General features: G+C 42.5%; 24 protein-coding genes and 3 pseudogenes. 15 read left to right on the forward strand and 12 right to left on the reverse strand.

Annotation, left to right across the window (positions count from 1 at the left end; translation table 11 throughout):
• Window positions 1-17: 17 nt before the first annotated feature.
• Together ACO1B7_RS17410 and ACO1B7_RS17415 are read right to left on the reverse strand one after the other, a co-directional pair.
• Window positions 18-1223 carry a phosphotransferase enzyme family protein gene (locus ACO1B7_RS17410; protein WP_423090424.1) on the reverse strand — a complete coding sequence of 402 codons (1206 nt, stop codon included), beginning with the start codon at window positions 1221-1223 and terminating at the stop codon, window positions 18-20.
• A gap of 1042 nt (window positions 1224-2265) precedes the next feature.
• Window positions 2266-2454 (reverse strand): hypothetical protein, encoded by a 189-nt coding sequence (locus ACO1B7_RS17415; protein WP_423090425.1) that lies wholly within the window; start codon window positions 2452-2454, stop codon window positions 2266-2268.
• Window positions 2455-2672: 218 nt separating this feature from the next.
• Between ACO1B7_RS17415 and ACO1B7_RS17420 the strand changes: the two genes are divergently transcribed.
• On the forward strand, window positions 2673-2846 hold the full coding sequence (locus tag ACO1B7_RS17420; protein WP_004281965.1) for a hypothetical protein: 174 nt from the start codon (window positions 2673-2675) through the stop codon (window positions 2844-2846).
• 19 nt (window positions 2847-2865) lie between these two features.
• Here ACO1B7_RS17420 and ACO1B7_RS17425 read toward each other — a convergent pair.
• Window positions 2866-3451: pseudogene (locus ACO1B7_RS17425) on the reverse strand (transposase); the annotation flags it as partial.
• On the opposite strand from ACO1B7_RS17425, the gene ACO1B7_RS17430 reads away from it, so the two are divergent.
• Window positions 3422-3634, forward strand: a complete 213-nt coding sequence (locus tag ACO1B7_RS17430; protein ID WP_004281968.1) for a hypothetical protein — start codon at window positions 3422-3424, stop codon at window positions 3632-3634. The pseudogene ACO1B7_RS17425 and the gene ACO1B7_RS17430 overlap by 30 nt on opposite strands.
• Before the next feature lie 226 nt (window positions 3635-3860).
• Here the strand turns inward: ACO1B7_RS17430 and ACO1B7_RS17435 are convergent, their stop codons facing one another.
• A complete protein-coding gene (locus ACO1B7_RS17435; RefSeq protein WP_213687769.1) occupies window positions 3861-4550 on the reverse strand; it encodes a GntR family transcriptional regulator in 690 nt (229 codons plus the stop codon).
• A gap of 892 nt (window positions 4551-5442) precedes the next feature.
• Between ACO1B7_RS17435 and ACO1B7_RS17440 the strand changes: the two are divergent.
• Window positions 5443-6157, forward strand: a pseudogene (locus ACO1B7_RS17440) (IS5 family transposase).
• A 49-nt stretch (window positions 6158-6206) separates the two neighbouring features.
• Here ACO1B7_RS17440 and ACO1B7_RS17445 read toward each other — a convergent pair.
• Together ACO1B7_RS17445 and ACO1B7_RS17450 are read right to left on the reverse strand one after the other, a co-directional pair.
• Entirely contained in the window at window positions 6207-7118 is a 912-nt protein-coding gene (locus tag ACO1B7_RS17445; protein WP_423090426.1) for a ParB/RepB/Spo0J family partition protein, read from the reverse strand.
• Window positions 7119-7131: 13 nt separating this feature from the next.
• Window positions 7132-7905: a ParA family protein gene (locus ACO1B7_RS17450; protein ID WP_004647772.1), complete on the reverse strand. Its 774-nt coding sequence runs from the start codon at window positions 7903-7905 to the stop codon at window positions 7132-7134.
• 856 nt (window positions 7906-8761) lie between these two features.
• On the opposite strand from ACO1B7_RS17450, the gene ACO1B7_RS17455 reads away from it, so the two are divergent.
• The 3 genes and pseudogenes from ACO1B7_RS17455 to ACO1B7_RS17465 all read left to right on the forward strand — a co-directional run bounded on the left by ACO1B7_RS17455 (window position 8762) and on the right by ACO1B7_RS17465 (window position 10816).
• Window positions 8762-9934: a replication initiation protein gene (locus ACO1B7_RS17455; RefSeq protein ID WP_180038949.1), complete on the forward strand. Its 1173-nt coding sequence runs from the start codon at window positions 8762-8764 to the stop codon at window positions 9932-9934.
• Between the two features lie 272 nt (window positions 9935-10206).
• Window positions 10207-10359 (forward strand): annotated as a pseudogene (locus ACO1B7_RS17460) (transposase); the annotation flags it as partial.
• 205 nt (window positions 10360-10564) lie between these two features.
• Window positions 10565-10816 (forward strand): TIGR03643 family protein, encoded by a 252-nt coding sequence (locus ACO1B7_RS17465; RefSeq protein ID WP_373683236.1) that lies wholly within the window; start codon window positions 10565-10567, stop codon window positions 10814-10816.
• On the opposite strand, the gene ACO1B7_RS17470 is transcribed toward ACO1B7_RS17465, so the two are convergent.
• Both ACO1B7_RS17470 and ACO1B7_RS17475 read right to left on the reverse strand, forming a co-directional pair.
• A complete protein-coding gene (locus ACO1B7_RS17470; protein ID WP_278357158.1) occupies window positions 10813-10965 on the reverse strand; it encodes a DUF2256 domain-containing protein in 153 nt (50 codons plus the stop codon). The genes ACO1B7_RS17465 and ACO1B7_RS17470 overlap by 4 nt on opposite strands.
• A 3-nt stretch (window positions 10966-10968) precedes the next feature.
• Window positions 10969-12492, reverse strand: a complete 1524-nt coding sequence (locus ACO1B7_RS17475) for a cryptochrome/photolyase family protein (protein WP_423090427.1) — start codon at window positions 12490-12492, stop codon at window positions 10969-10971.
• A 389-nt stretch (window positions 12493-12881) separates the two neighbouring features.
• Between ACO1B7_RS17475 and nudC the strand changes: the two genes are divergently transcribed.
• The 9 genes from nudC to ACO1B7_RS17520 all read left to right on the forward strand — a co-directional run bounded on the left by nudC (window position 12882) and on the right by ACO1B7_RS17520 (window position 21950).
• Window positions 12882-13649, forward strand: a complete 768-nt coding sequence (nudC, locus tag ACO1B7_RS17480; protein ID WP_423090428.1) for an NAD(+) diphosphatase — start codon at window positions 12882-12884, stop codon at window positions 13647-13649.
• A gap of 120 nt (window positions 13650-13769) precedes the next feature.
• Window positions 13770-14318, forward strand: coding sequence for a lipocalin family protein (locus ACO1B7_RS17485; protein ID WP_180087519.1), 549 nt, complete (start codon window positions 13770-13772; stop codon window positions 14316-14318).
• Window positions 14319-14449: 131 nt separating this feature from the next.
• On the forward strand, window positions 14450-15385 hold the full coding sequence (locus ACO1B7_RS17490; protein ID WP_423090429.1) for an acyl-CoA desaturase: 936 nt from the start codon (window positions 14450-14452) through the stop codon (window positions 15383-15385).
• A gap of 47 nt (window positions 15386-15432) precedes the next feature.
• Entirely contained in the window at window positions 15433-16716 is a 1284-nt protein-coding gene (locus ACO1B7_RS17495; RefSeq protein WP_423090430.1) for an NAD(P)/FAD-dependent oxidoreductase, read from the forward strand.
• 9 nt (window positions 16717-16725) lie between these two features.
• Window positions 16726-17520 (forward strand): DUF1365 domain-containing protein, encoded by a 795-nt coding sequence (locus ACO1B7_RS17500; RefSeq protein ID WP_180038956.1) that lies wholly within the window; start codon window positions 16726-16728, stop codon window positions 17518-17520.
• On the forward strand, window positions 17517-18713 hold the full coding sequence (locus ACO1B7_RS17505; protein WP_253174940.1) for an SAM-dependent methyltransferase: 1197 nt from the start codon (window positions 17517-17519) through the stop codon (window positions 18711-18713). The genes ACO1B7_RS17500 and ACO1B7_RS17505 overlap by 4 nt, the downstream gene beginning before the upstream one ends.
• Before the next feature lie 25 nt (window positions 18714-18738).
• On the forward strand, window positions 18739-19518 hold the full coding sequence (locus ACO1B7_RS17510) for a DUF1295 domain-containing protein (RefSeq protein WP_180038958.1): 780 nt from the start codon (window positions 18739-18741) through the stop codon (window positions 19516-19518).
• An 8-nt stretch (window positions 19519-19526) separates the two neighbouring features.
• Complete coding sequence (locus ACO1B7_RS17515; RefSeq protein ID WP_180087514.1) at window positions 19527-20576, forward strand: SAM-dependent methyltransferase; 1050 nt, start codon at window positions 19527-19529, stop codon at window positions 20574-20576.
• A 39-nt stretch (window positions 20577-20615) separates the two neighbouring features.
• A complete protein-coding gene (locus ACO1B7_RS17520; protein ID WP_180087513.1) occupies window positions 20616-21950 on the forward strand; it encodes a sensor histidine kinase in 1335 nt (444 codons plus the stop codon).
• Between the two features lie 5 nt (window positions 21951-21955).
• On the opposite strand, the gene ACO1B7_RS17525 is transcribed toward ACO1B7_RS17520, so the two are convergent.
• The 4 genes from ACO1B7_RS17525 to ACO1B7_RS17540 all read right to left on the reverse strand — a co-directional run bounded on the left by ACO1B7_RS17525 (window position 21956) and on the right by ACO1B7_RS17540 (window position 24445).
• Complete coding sequence (locus tag ACO1B7_RS17525; protein ID WP_180038961.1) at window positions 21956-22642, reverse strand: response regulator transcription factor; 687 nt, start codon at window positions 22640-22642, stop codon at window positions 21956-21958.
• A gap of 11 nt (window positions 22643-22653) precedes the next feature.
• Window positions 22654-23154, reverse strand: a complete 501-nt coding sequence (locus ACO1B7_RS17530; RefSeq protein ID WP_180038962.1) for a chalcone isomerase family protein — start codon at window positions 23152-23154, stop codon at window positions 22654-22656.
• A complete protein-coding gene (locus ACO1B7_RS17535; protein ID WP_180038963.1) occupies window positions 23130-23702 on the reverse strand; it encodes a nuclear transport factor 2-like protein in 573 nt (190 codons plus the stop codon). The genes ACO1B7_RS17530 and ACO1B7_RS17535 overlap by 25 nt, the downstream gene beginning before the upstream one ends.
• 140 nt (window positions 23703-23842) lie before the next feature.
• On the reverse strand, window positions 23843-24445 hold the full coding sequence (locus ACO1B7_RS17540) for a hypothetical protein (protein ID WP_423090431.1): 603 nt from the start codon (window positions 24443-24445) through the stop codon (window positions 23843-23845).
• Between the last annotated feature and the right edge of the window lie 107 nt (window positions 24446-24552).

The following is a 24552-nucleotide window of genomic DNA, read 5'->3' on the forward strand; positions in this document are numbered from 1 at the left end:
GGGTGATGATGCTGGGTTTAGAGAGAGCATTGAGAAGATTGCAATTCATCTTGAATGAGCCGGGTTAAGGTCTGGGTAAATTGTTGACCTTGTTCGCCAAAGAACCAGTCCACATGACCGATAATCCAGTCGTAATAAGCCGCATCTGCATGTTGCTGGTTTTGAGTAATCCCAACAAAATATTCAAGCTCTGAAAAAGCGAAATCCAAATGCACGATTTTCAGTAGCTCTGGCAAAACACTAAAATCTTCTTGTGGATGTGCTTCGGAAAAATAAGCGTGTAGAAAGGCGGTTAAACCGGCCTCATCAATCTGAATATGTGGGTTCTGCTCTAATTCCAACCAATCAATGAAATTACGTTCAATCGTCACTGCCAGATCATAAAGTGCCGAGTTTCGGTCAGATAAACCAAAATCAATCACGGCAGTAATCTCAGCTTTGGCATCTGGCGATGACCAAAACAGATTAGAAGCGTGTAAATCGTTATGGGTCCAAATTCTGCTTGCCTGTTGCAATACAGGCTGAATACGCTGGTGAACCTGTAAGATTTGATCTAAAAAGTAAGGATCCAAATTTTTATCGGCAAAATAACGGCTTAATTCTGGACTGTTTGCAATGCGCCGTTGAATGGCTGTAACGATATTTTCACTGTCTAAAAGTTGCTGATTGGAAACCAAATAAGATGCTGATCTGCCTTGCTGCTCAGGAAAATCCTGCATCGCCAGATGTAGTCTGACCAGTAAAGCCCCTGCCTTGGCGGCATGTTCAGCATAGAAAAAAGGTTTCCAGGATTGCTGATCTGCATACAGATCTAAACCGGCTGCTTTTGCATAGACTTCATAGGTCCAGTCACCCAGCTCTAAAGCAGTCAGATCTTGATTTGACCTAATCAATGCTGCAACAGGAATTTCTTTGCTGGCTAAATGCTGAAGAACGGCATGCTCCTGTAAAATATCGTGGGCACGACGAAATGAACAATGACTGCGCTTGATCAAATACTGATGCGCGACTGCTTCATCCCTGCTCACAAAATCCTGCTCCACCTTGACCAGCGCCGCAGATGAAAATGGCCGGGGACTACACCACAAAATCTGAATATGACCTTGTAAACAGGAATAATGCTGCTGCAGACTTTGTAATTCTGGATCAGAAATATGTGCCCAGTCTTTATTTTCCCAGGCATTGCCCATACCATGACCTAAATCATCAGTCATTGTGGTCATTATCAATATTCCTGAGCCAGATCATTATGTAATAATGGAAAATCATTGTTTAGGCGAACATGCAAACAGTATTTTTAAATACATTTAATATTGAAGACACGCCCTAAAATTAAGTGGTACATACCAGTATTAAATTGGAGGCAAGTTTAGCCTTATAAATATAAAAATAAAATAGATCTCTCGCATAAATCAAAAAATGATCTTCTTTTTGGTTAATATTCGAACTCCAGATTTCTTAGCATTCGCGCATAATCTGCGGATGAAATACATCAATTCAAACAAGCTTTCTGATCCTCAGTTCAAGCTATAACATAGTTTTGAAATGCACCGTAATTCATTTTCATGACTTCACTAAGTAGTTCTTTAAATCCATGTTACTCAGCAGCAAATTCTACCAGTGATTCATTGTTCAGATCAGTAACACATGCCATGGTCGAAATGACCTGTACACTATGAGCTTTGAATTCGCCCAGGTATATTTTGTTGAATTACGTTTTTTTTATTAAGATATTTAAGGGAAAATTCTTACGGAAAAAATGTTTTTTATCACTGAACCATATACAAGTAGCTAAATTATCCTGCAATTTTTCAACCATCATTGGATGACTACCGTAAACTAGGTAAACAATATCACCAATATAGATATTATTCATCTTTAGTCAGCCAAGTATAAGATCAAAATTCTGAAACTTCTGATAAATAAATTAATGCCATCAATTGAGGACTTTTTTTAAACTGAGAAAGCGTTTATAAAGTCCAATTAAGTCCTTGTCCCATTTCATAAATAATGAGTATTAATGCAATTACCATTAGTAAAATCACAATGGCTTCGACCTTAGTGAGCATCTTAAATTCTCCACCTTTTATCTTTTATATAATAAACAAAGTGAACAATAAATAACAATAAGGTTACAAAAAAATTACTAGATGTTACAAAAACAGGGCTGGTAAAGAAAAATCTCTCAGAGGAGGTGCTAATTCTTTTCAAACTTAACCTTATGTACTGGGCGATGTCCTGTATAAGACTCATGACATACTGCGATTAATCAACACCCCCTTCTTCTTCTAAACTTAATAAGTAAGTATGGACACCCTGCATGTCATTTAACTCAATATTATTGCCGATCCATTTCATCGTAGTTGGTTTCATATTGTTTATGTCTTCTTGGATTTTATTGTAGGGGGGATTACCGCAGTTGACCATTGCTATGCTCTTTTTATAATTTGCCATTAAATTATCTTCCCTATAAAAGATTTTCAAGAAAATCGGTCTGTATTTGGCCAGTCAACGCTACAAAAAAAACTCATCCGATAAGTATTCTTACATAAACCCGAGGTTCTATAACTTGGATCCTGAATATCTTACATATGCAGACATAGCTCATACATCGGAATTTAAACTTACCCTCTACACTGAAATTAAGTTTTAGAAACGCAGAGGAAATTCAGATGGAAAAGTATTCAAAGATTCTAATCCTGAGCTTATTTGGATTTACTGGAACAGTAGCTATTGCAGATGAATCCATCCCAATAGAAGCAACTGCCGCCGCCGAAGCGCAACAGGTTGCTTTAGATTATGGAAATGAGAAAGACAAAAAATCTGAATCATCTGAAAGCCCTTAATTAAAGTGATGCCGGTCAGTTAAGAAATTGACTGGCATTTTCTTGGGTATTTCCGTGGTGTTCCTTTCACAACTCGTGGGCAACTCCTCACTCCCCTCTCAGGCAAAACGTATCTCTTAGATTTTTCCAGTAAACTTTCTAAATGTTTAGGTAAATTACCTGCGGAGTCTAAAGAGTCGAATCTTAATATATTCAGAATGCCAATAGATGCAATATGAAAGCTGATTCTCAAAGGACTGACTTTTGCACGTTGAGCCATATGTTTCATTTGTCTTCTTAGAATATTGTAGGCAATAAAGCCCCCCATAATTATTGACAAACTAAATCAGGTTGCTTGTTCCTCAAATGCTTGCCCTCCTGTAAATCACTTTTGATTTCTGGGTAACGCATTTCTATTTCCCAGCGCTGAGCATAAAGCTTCGCCAAGCCTATCAGTGGCTATGTCTTTGGGTTCATTAATAAAGTGATATAACGTCTAATTTTCCCTTCCTGCTCAACTTCAATCAAACGCACTTCCCAATACCCCCTAATGTTGGATTAAGTTTCTTGGCATTTGCTGATATTGGCATCCTGATATGAAAGTCATGCTGAGAATTACGCTTGATTTAGAATTGTTCAAACACAATTTAAACCAGATCCCTTCAGGAACCTTTGTTCTTACAGATAGAGGTTATCAAAGGATTTATACTTTGTATCCCAATACCCTGTTGCCATTAGAGGCCAAAAGCCGCTGTAAACTGGATCCTGAACTAAAAATCTATAATCAGGAAATCAATAAAGAAGAATAGAAATTAAGTATGTATTTGGCAGTCTAAAAACTTTCAAAATGCTTTCAGAACGTTATCGCAATAGAGCTAAAAGCCCCCCCTTTTGAGATTCAATCTAGTTGCTGGAATTTATAATTTGCAACTGAGTAAGAATGATTTATGAAGGAGGTCTAATCTAAGAAAATAAAAAAAATCCTAAAACCATTTAACTTCTTAGGATTTGAATGGGCAGGATATAAATATAAGCTTATGCTTGAATATCTAAGGTCATTTCAATTTTGTCCTGTGACCAGATTTCGATGTCATATTCAATCACTAGATCATCTGATTTTGAAATACGTTCAATATAAGTGGCGGTTTGACTTAAAGGAATACCTAAGTGCTGGCTCTCAAAATGAGACACACCGGTAATTTTAATTTTTAACTGACTACTCGTGTAATTATAATGAAAGTGATTTTTAATGACATCTTGTACCGAAGTAATCACATCATAATTCAGCACATCTGGAAACAGCGCAACAGGTAAATAATTATATTCTAGAAGTACAGGTACATCATCAGCATAACGTAAACGGATAATTTCAATAAAGCCCAATTTACGATTTTCTTCGCTAAAAAGATTACTGTGATCGAATAGCTCCAGCTGTCGGGTCGAGATCAGTTCAGTTCTGGCATTAAAACCCTGTGCCTTCATATAAGAACGAAAATTTTCAATTGAGTTTGGATAATATTGAATTTTTTTATTACTCACGAACCAGCCGAGATTTTGCCGTTTGAAAATTTTATCTTCGGCACGAAGCTGTTCATAGGCCTTACGCACTGTTTCCCTTGAACAGTCAAACTTTAATGCCAAGTACCGTTCGGATGGAATTATTTGATTAGAACTGTAATTTTTCAATTCAGCCTCAATCAAATCTCTGATTTCCATATACTTCATTCAGTGAATCCAGTGAGTGCTCATAAGTGATAAAGATAGTACTAAATTAAAGAACAGAGGAAAATTGAAAACAAGGTACAGATCAGTAAAAAGATGCATTCCCTTGTTTTAATGAGAATGTTTAGCAGCATGATTGATACGTGATTCTGAGAGAATATCGTTGTCCACTCATAATGTTCTCATTTATGCAAAAAGAATAGACTAAATTTGTCTAGGAGAGTGGTGACAGTCTAATCTAATTAAAAGGCATCTACAAAATCGGCGGCTATTCGTAATAGTCGACTGAGAAAATCACGTACCTTGATTCTAGACATTATTGTCCACCTCTACTAACACATTTCCTGACACAGTCCCTATCTATACATTTGAATGCCTTTGACTATTAAAGATTATCTTTAATAAAATGAGCTTTATAGGGCAATATACTAAGATCTCCAGACTGTTGAATCCGGCAAGCGCACTGAGTGCGGTTCCGTAACGTGACACTGGGTAACGTCTTGGACTGCTGTATGTAGACAAAAATGAAAGCTGCGGTTTAAAGCTGGCGTCCTTCAAAATTTATTTCATTTTATAACTTATGTCTGGATTTTCAGGTAATTATATCGCACCAAAAAAAACATCTATTCACTAACGATCACTTAGGCTATTCATTATAAAAAAACAACCATACATCATTGATATATGTCCATTTATTTATAATTTTTTCATGGACATAAGTTAATTAGTTAATTTTTTAGGTCCCATATATCATCTAAGCGGAATCAATTAAAACCTGTTATAAATCAGTGTAACATTGAAATTTATAGAAATAATATTTAAAACCGTTTTTTATTTTGAATTAAGGTGTCATCAATTAGCTTGAGAAAATCTTACCGGTCCTCATAATTTTTTCATGACTAAACGCTATGCATTAAAAGATGATCAGTGGGAACAGATTAAAGATCTGTTACATGGACGAATGGGTACTGTTGGAGTAACGGCCAAAGATAACCGACTATTTGTTGAAGCGGTATCGTTCAGGTATCCCGTGGCGAGACTTAATCGAGCGCTTTGGTGATTTTAGAGTAGTGCATACTCGTTTTAGTCTTTGGGCTAAAACAGGTGTGTGGCAGAGAGTCTTTGAAGTGCTGTCACATGACCTTGACAATGAATATGTCATGTTAGACTCCACCCCATTGTACGTGCTTACTAACACAGCGCTGGGGGGAAATCAGGCGACTAGGCGCAGTAAAGGGGGCTTAAGCACCAAAATTCATGCCCGTACTGATGCTTTAGGCAAACCGACAGGATTTTATCTCACGGATGGGCAGGTCCATGACTTAAACGGTTCAGATGTGTTGCTGGACTTATCGTTGAGCCAGACCTGATTTATGGATAAAGCCTACAACTCTAGGGATCGGGTCATTGATCCAATTTTAGAGGCGAAGGGTCAAGTTGTGATGCCAGCGAAAAGTAATTCTATTGATCAGCGTGATTATGATTGACATATCTACAAGGCAAGACATCTGATCGAGAATTTTTTTGCCAAGCTCAAACAATATCGTGCTATTGCCATACGCTATGATAAATTGGCTCAAAACTTCTTATCAGCGATCTTTATGGCTTAATTGATAACACGCCCTAATTTGAGATTGTCAAAAAAAGTGTAGCAACTTGCTACACTTTTTCACTTTTCTTAATAAGCTGTTTTAAAAAATCTTCTAGTTGTAAGAGACTAGCTTCGTCAATTTCCGAGATATTCAGAGAAACCTTAAGCTGTTTTTGATTGAGTTTGATATTCCCCGCAATCTTACCTGCATATTCAATTTTTCTAACCACAGATCTTGTGGTCAGTTTTTCTGGATCCTGACTCAATATTTTTTCAGCATAGGCAGTAACTTTACTTTGCTCTAGTTTTTTGTCTTTTACTTTTTCCCAAGCCCCTAGTAAAGCCTTTTCGGCCTCAGAAAGTTGCTCTATATGATCCGACAGAAATTTTTTGAATGCAGTTGCAGCAGTACGACCTAGTAGGCCTGGTTCCACATCAAGGTCATTTAAAATTACTTGAGGCAGTTTTTCGTATGCTAAATACTTGTACATATCTTCGCGATTTAAACCCAGTGAATTGGCTAAACGTTGCTTGTTTTTCTTTAACTTCTCATCAAGTGAGTTCAGGCCAATAAAAATTTCATAATCTGTCAGGTCCTGACGCTTTAAATTCTCTGCTAAGGTTAACAAAGATGCTTCTACATTATTCGCATCAATGATAATCGCTTCAATCACAGACTTGCCGAGTAAATGGTGCGCCCGTAAGCGCCGCTCGCCTGCAATGAGTTCATATTTCAGATTATCAAGTTTACGCACTGTAATGGGCTGCAACAGACCGACTTCATTAATGGAATCCGCCAGTTCTTTTAATTGTGACTCTTCAAATAATTTACGCGGCTGGTTTGGACTGCGGCTAATATCCTCAATAGGAACATTACGTCTAAACTCTTTCAGCTCTCTAATATTGTCTTTCTGTGCTTGCTGATGTTTTTCTGTATTCTGTTTCAGTTTCTGAGCTAAAAGCTCTTTGGTGCTTGCCATAATACTCTCAGGTTTAAACTTTAGCTACAATTTCATTGGCAAGGCTTTCAAAAGCCTTACGTACTTTTGAATTTTTTTCTACATTCAAAAGTGATTGTTGCAGAATCGCTGCTTGATTAACTTTAGTACTTTGAGGAATGGTGGTCTCTAAAAGTTTTCCTACCTGTTTTAAGGCTTCATTCCGAATCAGCTTACAGACATTCTGACGTTCATCATGCTTAATTAGTAAAGCGCCTAAAAGCTCTAAATCTGGATTAATACGTTTGATCTTTTCAAGATGATTTAAAAGATCTGTTACCCCATACAATCCATATTGTGATCCGGATTCGATAGGAATAATGACATGTGTTGAAGATGCCAGGGCATTGCTGGTTAATAATTTAAGACTAGGTGGACAGTCGATCAATATAAAATCATAAAGATCTTTTAACAGTTCTAACTTGATATTTAACTCTTCAGAAGGACGGGGAGCTTCTTCTTTTAGTTGGTCTTCAGTTTTTCCTAAATTCAAGGAACCATAAATTAATGATACTTTTTCAAAGTTCGTTTCTTCTTGTAATGCATCTGCCAACAACGAAATATCGCCCACTAGTAATTCTGCTGTAGTCACAACAATTTCGCTTGGATGTTGGATCCCAATGTGTAAACTTGCGTTTGCTTGAGGATCTAAATCAATGACTAAAACCTTGTTGCCCAGATTGGCAAGTTCTGAGGCTAGGTGCACAACAGTCGTTGTTTTGCCACATCCGCCTTTATGATTAGCAACAGTAATAATTTTTGCAGACATGCGTGTCAGATGCTTCCGTATTTGAATGTTTAGTAATATAAATAACTTTCACTCATCTTACTATAGTTTTAAAATTTATTAATCCTATTTGTTCAGATGTAAAACAGCTTAAAAATAAATCTTTAACTAAGCTAGCTTAATTAATAATTAGAATAATTAGTTATTTAGCTAATTAATAATTAAGAGTGTATTTTTATTTTATAAAACAAATGCTTAGAGTTTTAAAGGTGGAAGGTTTGTCACTCTAAAGTGGAAGGTTTGTCACTCTAAAGTGGAAGGTCTGTCACTCTAAAGTGGAAGGTCTGTCACTCTAAAGTGGAAGGTTTGTCACTCAAAAGTGGAAGGTCTGTCACTAGGGTGGAAGGTTTGTCACTGCTATTTTTTAAACCGCTATTTTTATTTAAAAATAATTTAAAAAACAATTATTTAATATGTTAATAAAGTCTCGTAACTAAGTCTTAAAGGTGGAATGATTGTCACTATATATTTTTAACCTGTGGATAATCTGTTTTTATTGGATATTTCCTGATGATTATATGTGCAGTTATACCTTTCGAATCTAACTGAAAGGTGGAAGCCTTGTCACATCAGGGTTTCTATTTAATTTAACCTATCTGAATGTGGGTGAAAAAATAAAAATAGTCATTCTAAACTGTAATTTCGGGGGCTAAAGGTGGAAGGTCTGTCACTGTAGGGTGGAAATATTGTATTTAATTCCACTTTAAAGGCAAAAAACCGGATAATAACGCTTTTTTTTGATGACGGACCTTCCACTTTTAGAATCTTGTGGTGAAAGTCTTGAAAGTTTTTCCACTTTTGTATATAAAAACTAAGTCAAATTATAAATATCACGGTTATGACAGAATCTGAACCATTGCAAGAAGAAACGAATTATATTCCCTACTGTATAGGCAACATTCGCCATAATGGCGTTGTCAGTACCAGTAACCGATTAATTCGCCCAATCGAGTTGTCATCCAATGAATATAAGGCACTTCTATATGCAATGGCGGTTGCGAATTATAGTGAGAAAAATAAGGTAAATAGTGAAATTACCGAACAAACTTATATTTATTTGTATAAGGATGATTTGGCAGATTTACTAGGATTAAATAAACGTAATTCAATTAATGTTGCAATAGATCGGATCTATAAAGAGCTTTCATCCCGAGTAGCTCATTTTATTATTGAGGAGCCTGCTGATAATGGTAAGAGAAAGACTAAAAAAGTACATTCTGTCGTTCCCATTATCCGTGAGTTAAGATGGGAAGATGACTCTAAAAATGCAATTCAGATTCGTTTTACCAGTGAGGTGTTGCCGTATTTCACTCAACTGGCTGGGGGTAATTTTACTACCTATCAGCTAAAACATCTTTTTGCCCTAGATTCTGTTGCCAGTATGAGTCTTTATACTTATTTCATTAAAAACGAATTTAAGTACGCCAATCAAAAGAGTTATGAAGTGCCATTACTTTTAGAAAACTTGAAAGCACTGATTGATATTAATGAAACCAAATATGATCGCTGGGTAGATTTTAGACGCTATGTATTAGACAAAATAGTGGCAGAAATTAACGAAAATACAGATCTACAATTAGAGTATGAAACCGTTAAGAAAGGCCGTCCAATTGTAGGTGTGAATTTTAAACTGCATCATCGGATTGCTGATAAGGCACTGGATGAAATTGCAGTGATCGAAAAAATCTATCTTGATGTTCCATTTGAAGACAATGCATCCGTAAAAGAATTAGGGGCTAAATTCGATACGAATGTACGTTCTTGGTATATTTTTAATAATGATGAAAATTATCAGCAGTTCAAGAAGTGGTTTAAAAAAGTAGGATGCCTCACTGACTCTCAAGCAAATATTGTCATTAATGACACTTTATTTCAAATGGATTTTGCTGAAATTGGTATGGGGCTGAATGACTTTAAACGAAATATGAAGCATAAACTTAAAAACAATCCGGAATTCGTTCAAAGTATTCGTGAAAGACTGAATGATATTTTTGGTAAAGAGCTGATCTAGCGAAAAGTGTAGCAACTTGCTACACTTTTTTAGATATATGTTCGTAAAGAATACAAGTGGTAAGGACCCTAGGATAAAAACGACTCTGTTGCATAAAGGCTTTAGAGATAGATCTTCCCTAAGTTATACAAATTCAAGTGACAACTTGGGTATGAGGTCTGCCTAATATCTTAAATCTATTCAAAACGTAAGCGTTCGCTGAACACACCTTATGAACTCATCCTATAAGCCTTAATTTAGTCCCTACTTAAAAACAAGTGGGGACTAAATTTATGACTACAAATAACCAGACATCCATCACATCTCTTGAGAAAAAACGAAGAACATGCAGTGCTGAATTTAAACAGCAGATCGTTCAGGCTTGTAAAGCACCGGACGTTTCAATTGCTTCAGTCGCTTTGCAACATGGATTGAATACAGGTATTTGGACCACAGGCTGAGCTCGAAGGCCCGATAGGACAGCAACAACATACAATCCACGTAAAAAATCACAAAATCTTCATCTTCGTTTTATTAAGATGAGTATGGTCAACTTGATCTGACCCAGATACAGAGAGATAGCGTTAAATTTTATCGCTCAATTTTTATTTTAAAAATGAAAGTAAGCAGAGGTATGTGGTGCGTAAAGTAATTGAATATGCGGGAGCAGATCTGTCAAGGATCATTGAAATGGCCTGGGAAGATCGCACCCCATTTGAAGCCATCCAGCGTGAGTTTGGCTTAAATGAAACTGCAGTGATTCGCTTGATGCGGAAAAATATGAAAGCATCGAGTTTTAAAATGTGGCGTGAACGAGTCACCGGCCGAAAAACTAAACATCTGCAACTGCGTTCACCCGATGTGATACGGGCCTATTGTTCACGGCAATACAAGCGTTTCTAAGCGTTTGATTTTGACCGCCGTCTAGACTCACGTTTACATCGTTCAGAACAGTATCTGACTTCCTCCCAGCAGCGTTGCCATTTCTTGCACCAAGTAAAAGGGCGCAAGCAGTGAATACAGGTTTTTTCAGGGAGATGCTGTTTTTTCATGGTTTATAACTCATCGATCTGGCTGAGAAGCTGTTGGGCATGGCTGATGATCTGCGGCCGATCTTGAAGTTTATCTAGCTGGCGATAGATCATGCCCATACGTGGATGATTACGGAATGTCGCTTCATACCGGATCATGAAATACCAGTACAGGCTATTGAATGGACAGCTGTCCGGCTCGGTGCGGGTTTTGACACTGTAGCTACAGTGCTTGCAGTAATCCGACATCTTATGGATGTAATTGCCCGAAGCGGCATAAGGCTTGCTAGCCATCAAGCCGCCATCGGCATGCATCACCATGCCCAACGTATTCGGCAATTCTACCCATGCATAGGCATCGGCATACACCGCCAAGTACCATTCACTGATCTGATGGGGATCAACACCGCTCAATAAGGCAAAATTGCCAGTCACCATCAGACGCTGGATATGATGTGCATAGGCATGCTGAAAGGTATTGCGGAAACACTGCGTCATACAGTTCATCCGTGTACGGCCGGTCCAGTAAAATTGCGGCAGCGGTGCTGAGTGCTGCAGCACGTTGCGGCTGGCGTATTCGGGCATGTTCAGCCAGTAAATCCCGCGGACATATTCGCGCCAGCCCAGAATCTGCCGAATAAACCCTTCCACGGCATTCAGTGGCGCATGACCAGCATGGTAAGCCGCTTCTGCGGCATCACAGACTTCTCGGGGCAGCAATAGGCCGCAGTTCAGATAAGGCGAGAGCAGGCTGTGAAACAGCGTGTCTGCACCCTGAACCATGGCATCCTGATAATCGCCAAAGTGCGGCAAACTGTGGTCAATAAAATGCTGCAGCGCGCGCAGCGCATCATTGCGCGTGGTGGCCCAGCGGAAGTTGTCAAGGCTGCCAGCGTGAAGCGGAAACTCGCGCTCAACCATTTGCATTACATCCAGATCAATCTGATCGCGTTCAAAATGAAGTGTTGGAGGCAATGGTGGAGTGCCTGACCATGCCTTGCGATTGGCGCTGTCATAGTTCCACTGTTGTCCAAGCGGCTGCTGTCTCTGCATCAAATAACCGGTCTGTTTACGCATTTCCCGGTAAAAATATTCCATGCGCAATGTCTGGTAGCGGCTGGCCCAGTGCCGGAACTGCTCCGGGCTGCAGAAAAAACGATCGTCATCCAGACACTGTACCGGCAGTTGCAGCTGCTGGCTCCAGTGCTTTTCAATCTGCTGCTGCAGGCGGTATTCCCCGCATCGGGTCATTACCAATTCTGTGACGGGGAACAGCAGTTGCTGTGCCTGTACGAAATCCAGCAGGCTACGAATCGGACTGCCGTACTGAAAAGCATGGTAACGTACACGCCAGCCTTCCGCTTTGAGCTCTTTGGCAAAATGCCGCATTGCGCTAAAAATCAGGGCAATTTTCTGCGGATGATGGGCGACATAAGTCGCTTCCTCAACCACTTCGGCCATCAGGATCACATCCCGGGTACGGTTCAGCGCTTTAAGCGTAGCGAGCTGATGATGAAGCTGGTCACCTAAAATTAAACCGAAACGCATAGCCCTTCCAGACCCGATCAAAGATAGTCTAGTGTAAAGCCAGACAGTTCAATTTTTTGTGAAAACACAGATCAGTCCGCATGTTCAGTAAATTCAACCCGACCAGATGATCTGCTGACATTGCACATGAATCATGATTGCTACAATAACAGAGTGTTCATCTCTATAATGCTACATCCAGTTGATGAAATTCGCTTCGCATTATTCCTGAAGACATAATTGTTGTGAAAATTATGTGATTTTAATCAAAAAGATACAAATTATTATGGTTGTAATTCAGGCAACGTGCGCCTAGTATCTAAATAGAAGTTACTCCATGTAAACTTCCTTAGTTTTGTCCCATACATCCCCAGTATGGGATTTTTTTTAATCAGGGAATTCTCACGAGCATGCATTCAAAAGCGTATATTTTTAGACAGCAGCAATTACTGGTGGATGAGCATTTTCAGTTGCCGCAGGTAGCCAAACTGCAGCACGACTTGAACTTGACGGAAAATGGCGAGATCATTGCTCGTGACCTGAAAGAAGACGAACCGGTGCCTGAAGGTTATCAGCTGGTTCCGATCCGACAACTAGTGCAAGTCTGGAACAGACCACAATTTGAAGAGGCCAGCCGTGCGGTACAGTTACTGGAATGGCGCCGTAACCACCGCTTTTGCAGTAAATGCGGCCATGCCACCCAGCAACACGCCAGCCAGTATGCCATGGTCTGTCCATCCTGTGGCTATAACCAGTATCCACGGGTGAATCCCTGTGTGATTACCATCATTACCCGGGGCGAAGATGAAATTCTGCTGGCAAAAAATGCCCGCAATAAAACCCAAATGTACAGTCTGATTGCCGGCTTTGTTGAAGTCGGAGAAACCCTGGAAGAGGCAGTCCGCCGTGAAACCCTAGAAGAAGTTGGGCTGCAGATCAAAAACATTCAATATCTGGCCAGCCAGCCGTGGCCGTTTCCCAGCAATCTGATGATGGCCTTCAAGGCGGAATATCATACAGGGGACATTCAAATTCAGGAAAATGAACTGAGCGATGCGCAGTTTTTCAAATTTGATCAGTTACCCGAAATTCCGTTCAAGGGCAGTATTGCCTATGCCATGATTCAGCATGTGATGCATGGTATCCCTGTGGCAGATGACAGCAAAGAATGGCTTTAATCCGGAAACCAGTCTAGGGCTTTTTCAACAGTACTCCTGCTGAATCACATCATTTCGTCTTCACGCTTTGTTCACATGCTATTGAGTTATCTTAAGCCTAAAATCAAACAAGGCTAAAAAATGAAGATGCTATTCAAGTCTGTTTTGGCAGCGACAACGCTGGCGATAATCAGCTTAAGCTTTACTACGCAAGCTGAAACGGTTACACCTCAGGCAGTCGATCAGGTAGATATCCAACGGTATGCGGGCAAGTGGTATGAAATTGCGCATCTACCAATGTATTTTCAGCGTAAGTGTGTATCCAATATCACTGCACAATATAGGGTCAATGCTAACCAGACTATGGGGGTATTAAATAGCTGCCGTATTGCCAGTGGAGAGATGATCAGCTCCGAAGGTATTGCCTATCCACAAAATGAAGGGAACAGCAAACTCAAGGTCAGCTTTTTGCCGCAAGGTTTGCGCTGGATGCCTTTTACCAAAGGTCATTATTGGGTGTTAAGAGTTGACCCGGAATATAAAGTGGCGCTAGTAGGTGGACCAAGCAGTAAATACCTGTGGATTTTGTCGCGTGAACCGCAACTGGATGAAGCCACCTACCAGTCGTATCTGGAGACTGCGAAACACTATGGTTACGACATCACAAAGTTAATCAAATTACCGCATTAATCTGCTACCCTTTGGCCGAACTGCCTAGACTCTTACAGTTCGGCTTTTTTTCACTTCACAGAAAATTCATATCTGACTGATTAGACTCATCAAATAGAATAAAGACAGTCACTTAAAATTAGGATGAGTCCATGTTGAAAAGTCTGATACGATGGATAGACAGCTGGTCTACAACCTCACAGCCTGAAGCACTGACTGCTGAAAACAGCAAGATTCAGTGGGTCCGTATTTTTCCCTTTATTTTGCTGCATCTGGCCTGTCTCGCCGTGTTCTGGGTGGGTGTGTCATGGTTTGCACTGGGCTTTATGCTGGCATTCTACTTGATCCGCATGTTTTCCATCACGGCTTTTTTTCATCGCTATCTGTCGCATAAAACTTTTCAGACCTCGCGCCCGGTACAGTTCCTGTTTGTATTACTGGGCACCATGAGTGCGCAGCGTGGTCCGCTCTGGTGGGCAGCTCATCACCGTTATCACCACCGCTATACCGATACCTTGCAAGACCCGCATTCATCCACGCATGGTTTTTGGTATAGCCATGTCGGCTGGTTTCTGAATGAATATAATTTTGCTACGCGTAAAGAGGTGATCAAGGACTGGCTGAAATATCCAGAACTGATTTGGCTGGACCGTTTTAGTTTGATTGTGGTGTTGCTGACTGCGGGCGGGATTTATGCACTAGGCGAATGGCTGGCCATCACTTGGCCGCAACTCGGGACGTCCGGCCTGCAATTGCTGGTCTGGGGCTTTGTGGTTTCCACGGTGTTATTGATCCATGCGACCTTGTGCATCAATTCATTGGCGCATCATTATGGCAGCCGTGATTTTGAGACGGATGACCACAGCCGTAACAATTTATTTCTGTCACTCATCACCTTAGGCGAAGGCTGGCATAACAATCATCATTACTATGCTGGTAGTACCCGGCAGGGTTTTTACTGGTGGCAGATTGATGTGACCTATTACTTGCTGAAACTCATGTCCTGGCTGGGACTGGTCTGGGGCCTCAAGCCCATTCCGGCACGGATTTATGAAGCCAGTAAAATCGCTCAGGCTCGAAAACATTAAAAAGCTGCTACTGCCGACACTCACACGATTCAATCGAAGGAATCACCATGAAAATTGCAATTATTGGTTCAGGTATTTCCGGTCTGTACGCTGCCTGGAAACTCAGCAAAGTGCATGAAGTCACAGTCTTTGAAAAGAATAACTACTTTGGTGGTCATACCGATACCCATCAGCTGAATATCGAGGGTGAACAGGTTGCGGTGGATAGTGGCTTTATTGTGTTTAATGAGCATAACTATCCGCTGTTTTGCTCGATGCTAAAAGAACTAGGGATTCAATCGCAAAGCAGTGACATGGGCTTTTCGGTGAATAATCAGGTCAGTGGCTTACAGTACAATCCTTCAAAAAAATTCTCGCTGTTGTTCCGACCTCAAAACTTTTTTAACGCAGATTTTCGCGCGATGTTGTCGGATCTTTTCCGTTTCTATGCGGCGAATAAAGATCTGGATGTGGAGCAGGTCGATGCACAGCTCAGTATTGATGAGTATTTAAATCAACATGGCTATTCCGAAGCTTTCCGCCAGGAACATCTCTATCCGATGTGTGGGGCGCTGTGGTCCTGTCCGGTGGAACAAGCCGGACAGATTCCCTATAAATTTGTGGTCAGCTTTTTCCAGCACCATCGCATGTTGCAACTGAAAGACCGGCCCTTATGGCTTACAGTCAAGGGTGGATCGGCTCGCTACGTTCGTGCGATTCAGTCCCAGGCCAATATTACTTTCCGCAAAACTGCTGTGCATCAGGTATCCCGTAGTGCCAATGATGTACTGGTTGAAACAGCACAGGGCAGTGAGCGTTTTGACTGGGTGATCTTTGCTAGTCATGCTGACGACAGCCTGAAATTACTTAAAGACCCGACAGTGCAGGAGCTGGACGTGCTGGGCAAGTTCCGCTATCAGGCTAACCGCATGGTGGTGCATTCTGATACCCGCATCATGCCCAAATCCCGTCGTCAATGGGCCAGCTGGCATGTACATGTCACCCCAAGTCAGGCAGCTGAACAGACGCCATTCCAGCACAGCGGTATGCACTATGGTTTCAGTTACTGGATGAACCAGTTGCAAAACCTGCAATGCAAGACTCAGGTTCTTGCCACCCTGAATCCTAACTTTGCCTTGGATCCTAAAAAGGTCTGGGTCGAACGGCATTACCGTCATCCGGTGTTTGATGCCTCCGCGATTGAAGCACAAGAACGCTGGGCCGAGATCAATAGCCAGAACCGCACCTCATACTGTGGCGCTTACTGGGGTTGGGGCTTTCATGAAGATGGTGCCCGTAGCGCTGCGTGGGTGGTCGATCAGCTCTTAAAACAGACCGAGCAGGCCGCCTAGGAGGATATGATGCAAATGTTTCCACTGGCGATTGCCTCTGCGGAAATCCGGCATCGCCGTTTCTTGCCTAAAGCGCATGCTTTTAAGACCCGGCTGACCTATCTATACTTTGATCCGGATCAGCTCTCAAGCTTTACCCAAAAATCCTGGCTCTGGTCTTGCAATCGCTGGAATTTCCTCACTCTGGACGAACGTGATTTTCTGACCATGGAATGTGGTTCGATTCGGCAGAAGGTCGCACGTCTGCTGATCAAGCGGGAAAACTACCTGTTAGCGCATGCCGCATCCATCCGGGTCTTGGCTCTGCCGCGTACACTCGGCTTTCGCTTTAATTCTGTGGTGTTTTATCTGGTCTTTGATGCCACCGACCAGCTGATCTTTGTCCTCAGTGAAATTACCAATACACCGTGGAATGAACGTCAGGTCTATATTCACGACTGTCGGCACAATGCAACTGAATATGCACCGTACCAGAGTCACCAGTTTGACTTCAAGAAGGCCTTTCATGTGTCGCCATTCATGCCGATGGCGCTGGATTACCGCTGGCGCTTCAGCTTTTCCGATCAAAACAATGTGATTCATATGCAGCTGTTTCAGCAAGGAATCTTGCAATTTGATGCCACCATGCAATTTTCGTTGCAAGCCATCACAGTTCCTTCACAACAGCATCGCTATGCTGTGCTGAAAGTTCTTGAGCCCTTCAGGATGGTCGGTGGAATTTATCTGCATGCCTTTCGCTTGTGGAAGAAGAAAATTCCATTTTACCGACATCCTAAAAAAGAAAAAGGAAACACATTGCGATGAAAACACTGTTTATGGGAGAAGAAAGCACAATGCCGGTGGTACTGCGCCATCTGCTGAAATTACGTCATGGTCAGCTGATTTTTAAAGGCGCCTGGAACGGGATTGTGGGGGAGAGCAGTGATTTGTATGCCGTGATTCAGGTGCATGATGCTAGGCTGATGGATCTGCTGTTCCGTAATGGCGTACTCGGTGCTGCTGAAGGTTTTATTCGCGGCTACTGGAGCAGTGAAGATCTGGTCAATGTGATTCGCATTCTGGCGCGTAACCGTGATGTGCTGGACCGGATGAACCAGAATGCGCTGGCCAAGGCCAGTCAGTTCCTGTTAAAGACCTGGTACAAATCCCGCAAAAACTCAATTGATGGCAGCCGTAAAAATATTGCCGAGCATTATGACCTGAGCAATGACTTTTTCAAGCTGTTCCTAGATAGCAGCATGATGTATTCCAGTGCGGTATTTAAAGAACCGGGCATGAGTCTGGAACAGGCCTCCGATTATAAAAAAGAACTGATTTGCCAGAAACTGCAGCTGAAACCGATGGATCATTTAGTTGAGATTGGCAGCGGATGGGGTGGTTTTGCCATTTACGCAGCACTGCATTATGGCTGTAAGGTAACCACCATTACCATCTCCCAAGCACAATATGATGAAGCGGTCGCGCGAATAGAGGCAACCGGACTATCCCATCGCGTGGATGTCCAGCTGAAAGACTACCGTCTGTTGGAAGGCAAATATGACAAGCTGGTGTCGATTGAAATGATCGAGGCTGTAGGTGAGCAGTATTTACCGATATATTTCAACAAATGCCGTGAATTGCTGAAATCGAATGGTCTGGCACTGATTCAGGCCATCACCATTGAAGATGCCCGCTATGCCAAAGCCCTGAATACCGTGGACTATATCAAGCGTTACATTTTCCCGGGCAGTTTTATTCCTTGCATCAGTGTCATGACCCAAGCAGCTTCCGAGCAAAAACTGCGTCTCAAGCATCTGGAAGATATCGGCCAGAGTTATGCCCAAACCTTGCACTGCTGGCGCCAACGTTTTCTGGAGCAACGTGATCAGGTAATGGGGCTTGGTTTTGATGAGTCCTTTATCCGTATGTGGGATTTTTATCTGTGCTATTGCGAAGGTGGTTTCCGCGAAGGCGTAATCAGTGATGTGCATCTGTTATTCGAAGCCAGTGCTTACTAAGCCAAGATAAAACAGGAGGGCTGTTATGCTGCTGAATTTACTGGTGCTGAATGTCTTTATCATGTTCTGTAGCTGGCTGCTAGTGACCTATAACCAGCGTGCCGGACTGGTGGATGTGGCCTGGAGTTTCTGTATTGCACTCAATGTCATCATCCCTGCTTGGGTCATGGAAACTGCACCGCTGCTGATCCGGGTATTTCTGGGCGTGTTCAGCGGAATCTGGTTCTTACGCCTGACCTGGCATCTGCTGCGCCGTTATGCCAGTGAAACTGCAGAAGATACCCGCTATGCCAATATGCGCAGGGCCATGGGAGATTATCAGCATCTCGGTTTTCTGGCCTTTTTTATGTTTCAGGCCGGGCTGGTGGCACTGTTTTCCTATCCGATGCTGGAGTTGCTTAATATTCCGGTCCAGCAGTGGAATGACTGGACCCCCTATACCGTACTGGTGGCAGGCATGATCATGCTGCTGGCGCTGATCGGGGAGAGTACTTCCGACCAGCAGCTCTACCGCTTCAAGCTGGATCCCCAGAATAAGGGCAAAACCCTGGATCGGGGCTTATGGAAATACTCACGTCATCCGAACTATTTTTTTGAATGGTTACACTGGTTTGCCTATCCGGTTCTCGGTCTAGCGGCAGGAGTCTATGAACTGTGGCTCTATCCGCTGCTGATGTGGTTGTTTCTGTACTACATTACCGGCATTCCGTTTAGTGAACAACAGGCACTGGCCCATCGCGGCGAAAATTACAAAGCTTATCAACGACGAACTTCAATGTTTATTCCGTGGCCACCCAAAGAGTAGGTAAATACATGGACTTTATGATTCAACAATCTTTAAAACTGGTTGAAAAGGGTAAATTGCCCGATGCCGTGATTCGCGCAGGCATTCGCACTTTAAGCAAAAAACGTCTGGCACAGGAAGGGCGCTTTGACCCGGCACTGGCGGCACAGCGTTATATGGATGTGCTGCATATGCTGAAAAACAGCGCAATTGCCATCGAGACCGACAAAGCCAATGAACAGCACTATGAACTGCCCACCGCATTTTTTCAGGCGGTGCTAGGCAAGCAGCTGAAATACAGCGCCAGCCTGTTTGAACATGACCATACCACACTGGATCAGGCGGAAGAAGCCGCACTGGCCAGCTATTGCCAGCGTGCGCAACTACAGGACGGGCAGGATATTCTGGAAATTGGCTGTGGCTGGGGCTCACTCAGTCTGTATATGGCCGAGCATTATCCTAACGCCCGGATTACCGTAGTGTCGAACTCCTCAACCCAGCGCCAGTATATTCAGGAACAGGCCCGTCTGAAAAAACTGCAGAACCTGACAGTGGTCACCTGTGATGTCAATGTACTGCAACTGGAACCGGCTGCTTTTGACCGTGTGGTTTCGGTGGAAATGTTTGAGCATGTGCGCAACTACCAGAAACTGTTTGAAAATATCAGCAGCTGGCTGAAAGACGATGGCTTGCTCTGGTGCCATATTTTCTGTCACCGTTTCCTGCATTATCCATTTGAAGTTAAAAATGAATTTGACTGGATGTCGAAATATTTCTTTAGTGGCGGTCTGATGCCGGCAGCTTCAACTTTCCTGCATTTCCAGCAGCATTTGCAGCTGGAACAGCACTGGCAATGGGCCGGCACCCAATATGAACGCACCGCAAATGCCTGGCTGGAGAATATGGACCAAAAGCAGGCCGAGCTGCAGCCCCTGTTTGAACAGACCTATGGCGCAGATGCTACCATCTGGTGGCAACGTTGGCGGATTTTCTTTATGGCCTGTGCCGAATTATTCGGTTATGACCATGGACACGAGTGGGTGATCGGCCACTTTCTGTTTAAAAAGAAAGCCGTATAATTAAACGCTGAATCGGATGCGCCAACGGGGAATTGATCAATGTTAAAGCTGTTTAGGGACAAACGCGATCATCCTCTGGGTGAGGTGTTTAACCGCTACTACTGGCTGCAAATCGGATTCATTGCCTTGTCGGTGGTGATTGGCATTGCCTGTAGTGCCTGGGTCATTAAAGGCTTTTTGCTGCGCACCGCCTTGGAACAGGAAATGTCACACTACTGGCAGCGGCTGGAACGCAATCCGGCCGCCGAACTTCCCGACACCAAAAACCTATATGGTTATCGTTGGTATGATACCCCTCCTATGCAGTTTCAGCACATGCAGTTCGAGCAGGGCGTCAATCGGCATTTTGTCGATGGTAAAGAGCGCATGACCGTCTACGGTGAAAAAAATCGGCAGCATGTGCTGCTGGTCTTTGGCGAAAGTAACGTCAACAAACTGGTCTGGCTGTTTGGTCTGGCACCACTGATGGTCAGTTTGTTCGTGCTGTACAGCGTATTGTGGTGGTGGAACCGTCGCGCCAGACGTTATTTTTCTCCGATTACCCGGTTGGCCAATGCGCTGGAACATATCGACTGGGAACATCAGAAAAATCAGGCTTCACCTTTTCAGGACATTCGCACTGATTCCAATCTGGAAGCTGAATACCTGAAGCAGGCATTAGAAAAATACCATCAGGTCTTGAGTGCATTTATTCAGCGTGAACGTGAGTTTACCGGTGATGTCAGTCATGAACTGCGCACCCCATTGACGATTTTAAAAGGCAATGTGCAACTGTGTCAGGCACGCTATGGTAACAACAAATCCTTTACCCGCCTGCACAACACTATTGAAGACATGCAGCTGCTGGTCGATACCTTACTGGCCATCGCCCGAAATACCACCAACACCCTGATAGCCGAGCCTACTATGCTGTCAGAATGTCTGGAGAATCTGGTACAGGATCTGGACAGTGTCAGCCACAACAAAGGCATGCAGATCGACCTACAAAAAGACCTGGATGAACAGCCGCGTAAAATGTACCCGTCAATGACCAAAATGGTGTTTGGCAATATCCTGCGCAATGCACTGAATTATTCGCAAGGCACGGAAATTGATGTCATTCTGCAAAAAAATAAAGTGCTGATTGCTGACAATGGAGTGGGTATTCCCTTACCGAATAACTCCAAAGTTCAGGAACTGTCCGACCAGCAACTACAACTAGAAATCAAAGGGCACGGCATTGGTCTGCAACTGGTACAGAAACTGTGCAAGCAGCTGGGCTGGCGGGTGGAACTGTTTGACCGGCAATATTATCTTAGCACCCATCAGGATGTTGATCTGACAATGACCACCGGACTGATTGTAGTGGTGTATTTAAACGAGGTTTTCGCCTGAAAAGCTTAGGCTTCTAAAGCAATCTTTAAACCGACACCGGAGATGGTATGAATCAGTTTCTGCTCAAAAGGCTTGTCAACCATTTTACGCAGATTATAGATATGACTGCGCAGGGCATCGCTTTCCGGTTCTGCATCTCCCCAAAGCTCCATCATGATTTCCTGTTTGGTTAGGACCTTAGGTGAATGACGCATTAACAATTTCAGGAGTTTGAACTGGATAGGGGGTAATTCAATGGTCTGGCCGGCTCGCGTCAGTTGCTGTCTGGCCGGGTCCAAAATCAGATCATGAATCTGTAGCCGGCCACTGGATACCTCACCTAAAGAACGTTTAATCAGAGCTTTGACCCGAACCACCAGCTCGTTAAAATCAAAGGGCTTAACCAGATAATCATCCGTGCCGGAATTAAAACCTTTGAGTTTGTCATCCAGCGTATCGCGCGCCGTCAACATCAGTACGGGTAAATCCAACCCTTCCTCATGACGCAGCCATTCACACAGTTCATAACCTGAACCATCAGGTAAATTAATGTCTAGAAGCAAAATATGATAGCGCTGCTGTTTCAGTAGCTGGCGTGCAGCGTTCAGATTGCGGGCATGATCCACTACAAAATCATGTTCTTCCAGAAACTCGCATAAGGTAGAGGCCAGTTCATAATGGTCTTCGACCATCAGGATAAAATGTTTCGACATAGCGGCAGAGACTAATTCAATAATTGCTGTTTTAATTTAGCACTAAATGGCTGCGAACCCAGCCAGATATTAAAATATTGTTGTGCTAGAGGATGCTGAAGATTGCCTAGTACCTGCTGATTCAGCATCAAGGTCAGGGTCTGTGTCTCGGCTTGATAGCTTAAACGATAAAGATCACCCGGTTTTACCGGCTTATAAAGCTGAGTAATTCTATCTAATACTATTAAGTGTTTAGACTCTCGCTCATTACGCTTCAGAAAATGGGTCGCTGCACGCTTGAAAGCCCATTCCGGAATATTCTGTGTATAGGAAAAATCAATCTGCATATTCTGGCCTTGCCAGGGTTTTGTACAGTTCTGAGCATAATAACGGGCGACGCCAACCTGTTTCTGAGCCACCAAAAGTGGACCACGACCACACTGATTCATATTCTGGGCATGTGACCATGAACTGAAACTGCAGAGCATCAGTAGTCCCGTACTTAATACTACTTTTTGAATGGCAGTACCCATGAATAGGCTCCTCCAACATAAGGTAAAGAACGATACAGGCCATTGGCCGGATCCCAGAAATCCTGCTGGAAAATAATCTTATTGTCTCTGTTGACTTTGATTTCACTGATCCCAAAAGAATCCATAGTTCGAGTCGTGCCAAACATTTTAAAGTCATAGGTCATATGCCAGTGCACGTAGGCAGAGTCTTGGTAATAGGAGGTATTTAATAGTTTGACATTCACGTTACTGACACGCTTGTTCATCCCTTGAAAATGTTGGAGTAGATTTTGACGTGATGAAAATTGGGATAAGGTATCGTTAATAAACAGCTGATCGGCATAGAGTGATCCGGCTCGTTCAATAAATGCAGGTGTACCCAAAGTATTAAATGCTGAGGTAAAGCGTATGCCTATGTCTTGGGCTTTAGCTTGATCCAGCGCAGTTCCCTGAATTTGGTTTCTGGATTTTGCATAATCACTTGAATAGCTAGGAATACTTTTACATCCAGCTAAAACTAGTAGCGGTAAGGACAAGGTAGCTAGCAGTATTTTTTTGACATGTTTCATATTGGCTATCCGTATTAGGTCTATGCTGATACTTTAGGCCGAAAGTCGTGAACAGAATGTGAAGAGGATGAAAGGCTGTTAAATGAGCAGTAAACAGAAGCTCTTTAATGATGGAGTAACGTGTATATCCTCAGTCCTGTCTAAGCCTTTTTTGACATTCCCCAACTTTTCGCAGAAAGCAGAAATTCATAATTTAAAGCCACGAGAATGCTTTGCATATTGAAGCTATTCCGGTCTTCGGGTAACTGTAATAGAAGTGGCAAACGTGTCACCCCATTTTCACCATTGGCAAAAGCATAATGGCGCACTTTAGCGTCAATCACCGGAATTAAATTCTTGGCTTCCAGATACACACTTTCCTGAGTGGCCTGCTTTTGCATGGCAATCATTCTGAGATAGCAATGATCGCGAACCTCAGTCAGATTCTTTTTGAGTTCATTGATCTTTAATTCATGATTTTCAGGTTTTTTAAACAGCCGTTTAAGAAAACCGCGATTTTCGGTATTTTGTGTTTCACGTTCTAACTGGCGTATTTGCTGCTGGATCTGGCGAGTTTGTTCAAGCGTGTCATTCAGAAGCTCTCTAATTTCCTGGGTAGGTGCTGAAAGGGCCAGCACCTGTTGCTGATAGTGAAACTCATCATGAAAAATCACAAAGATTTGGGTGCGACGTTGTTCCAGTAATTTTAAATAGGCAATTAAGCGATATTTGAACAGACGCGCATGCGGATTAAACTGCAGCATCGGTTGCTGCGATAAAATTTCCAGCTGATGCAGAAACTCATTGATTAATCTTAAAATATTTAAATAGCAATAGGCTCTAGACTAACATATCTATTCTGCTAGTCTAG

The sequence above is a fragment of the Acinetobacter lwoffii genome, assembly GCF_049367455.1.
GTDB classification, from domain to species: domain Bacteria; phylum Pseudomonadota; class Gammaproteobacteria; order Pseudomonadales; family Moraxellaceae; genus Acinetobacter; species Acinetobacter lwoffii_W.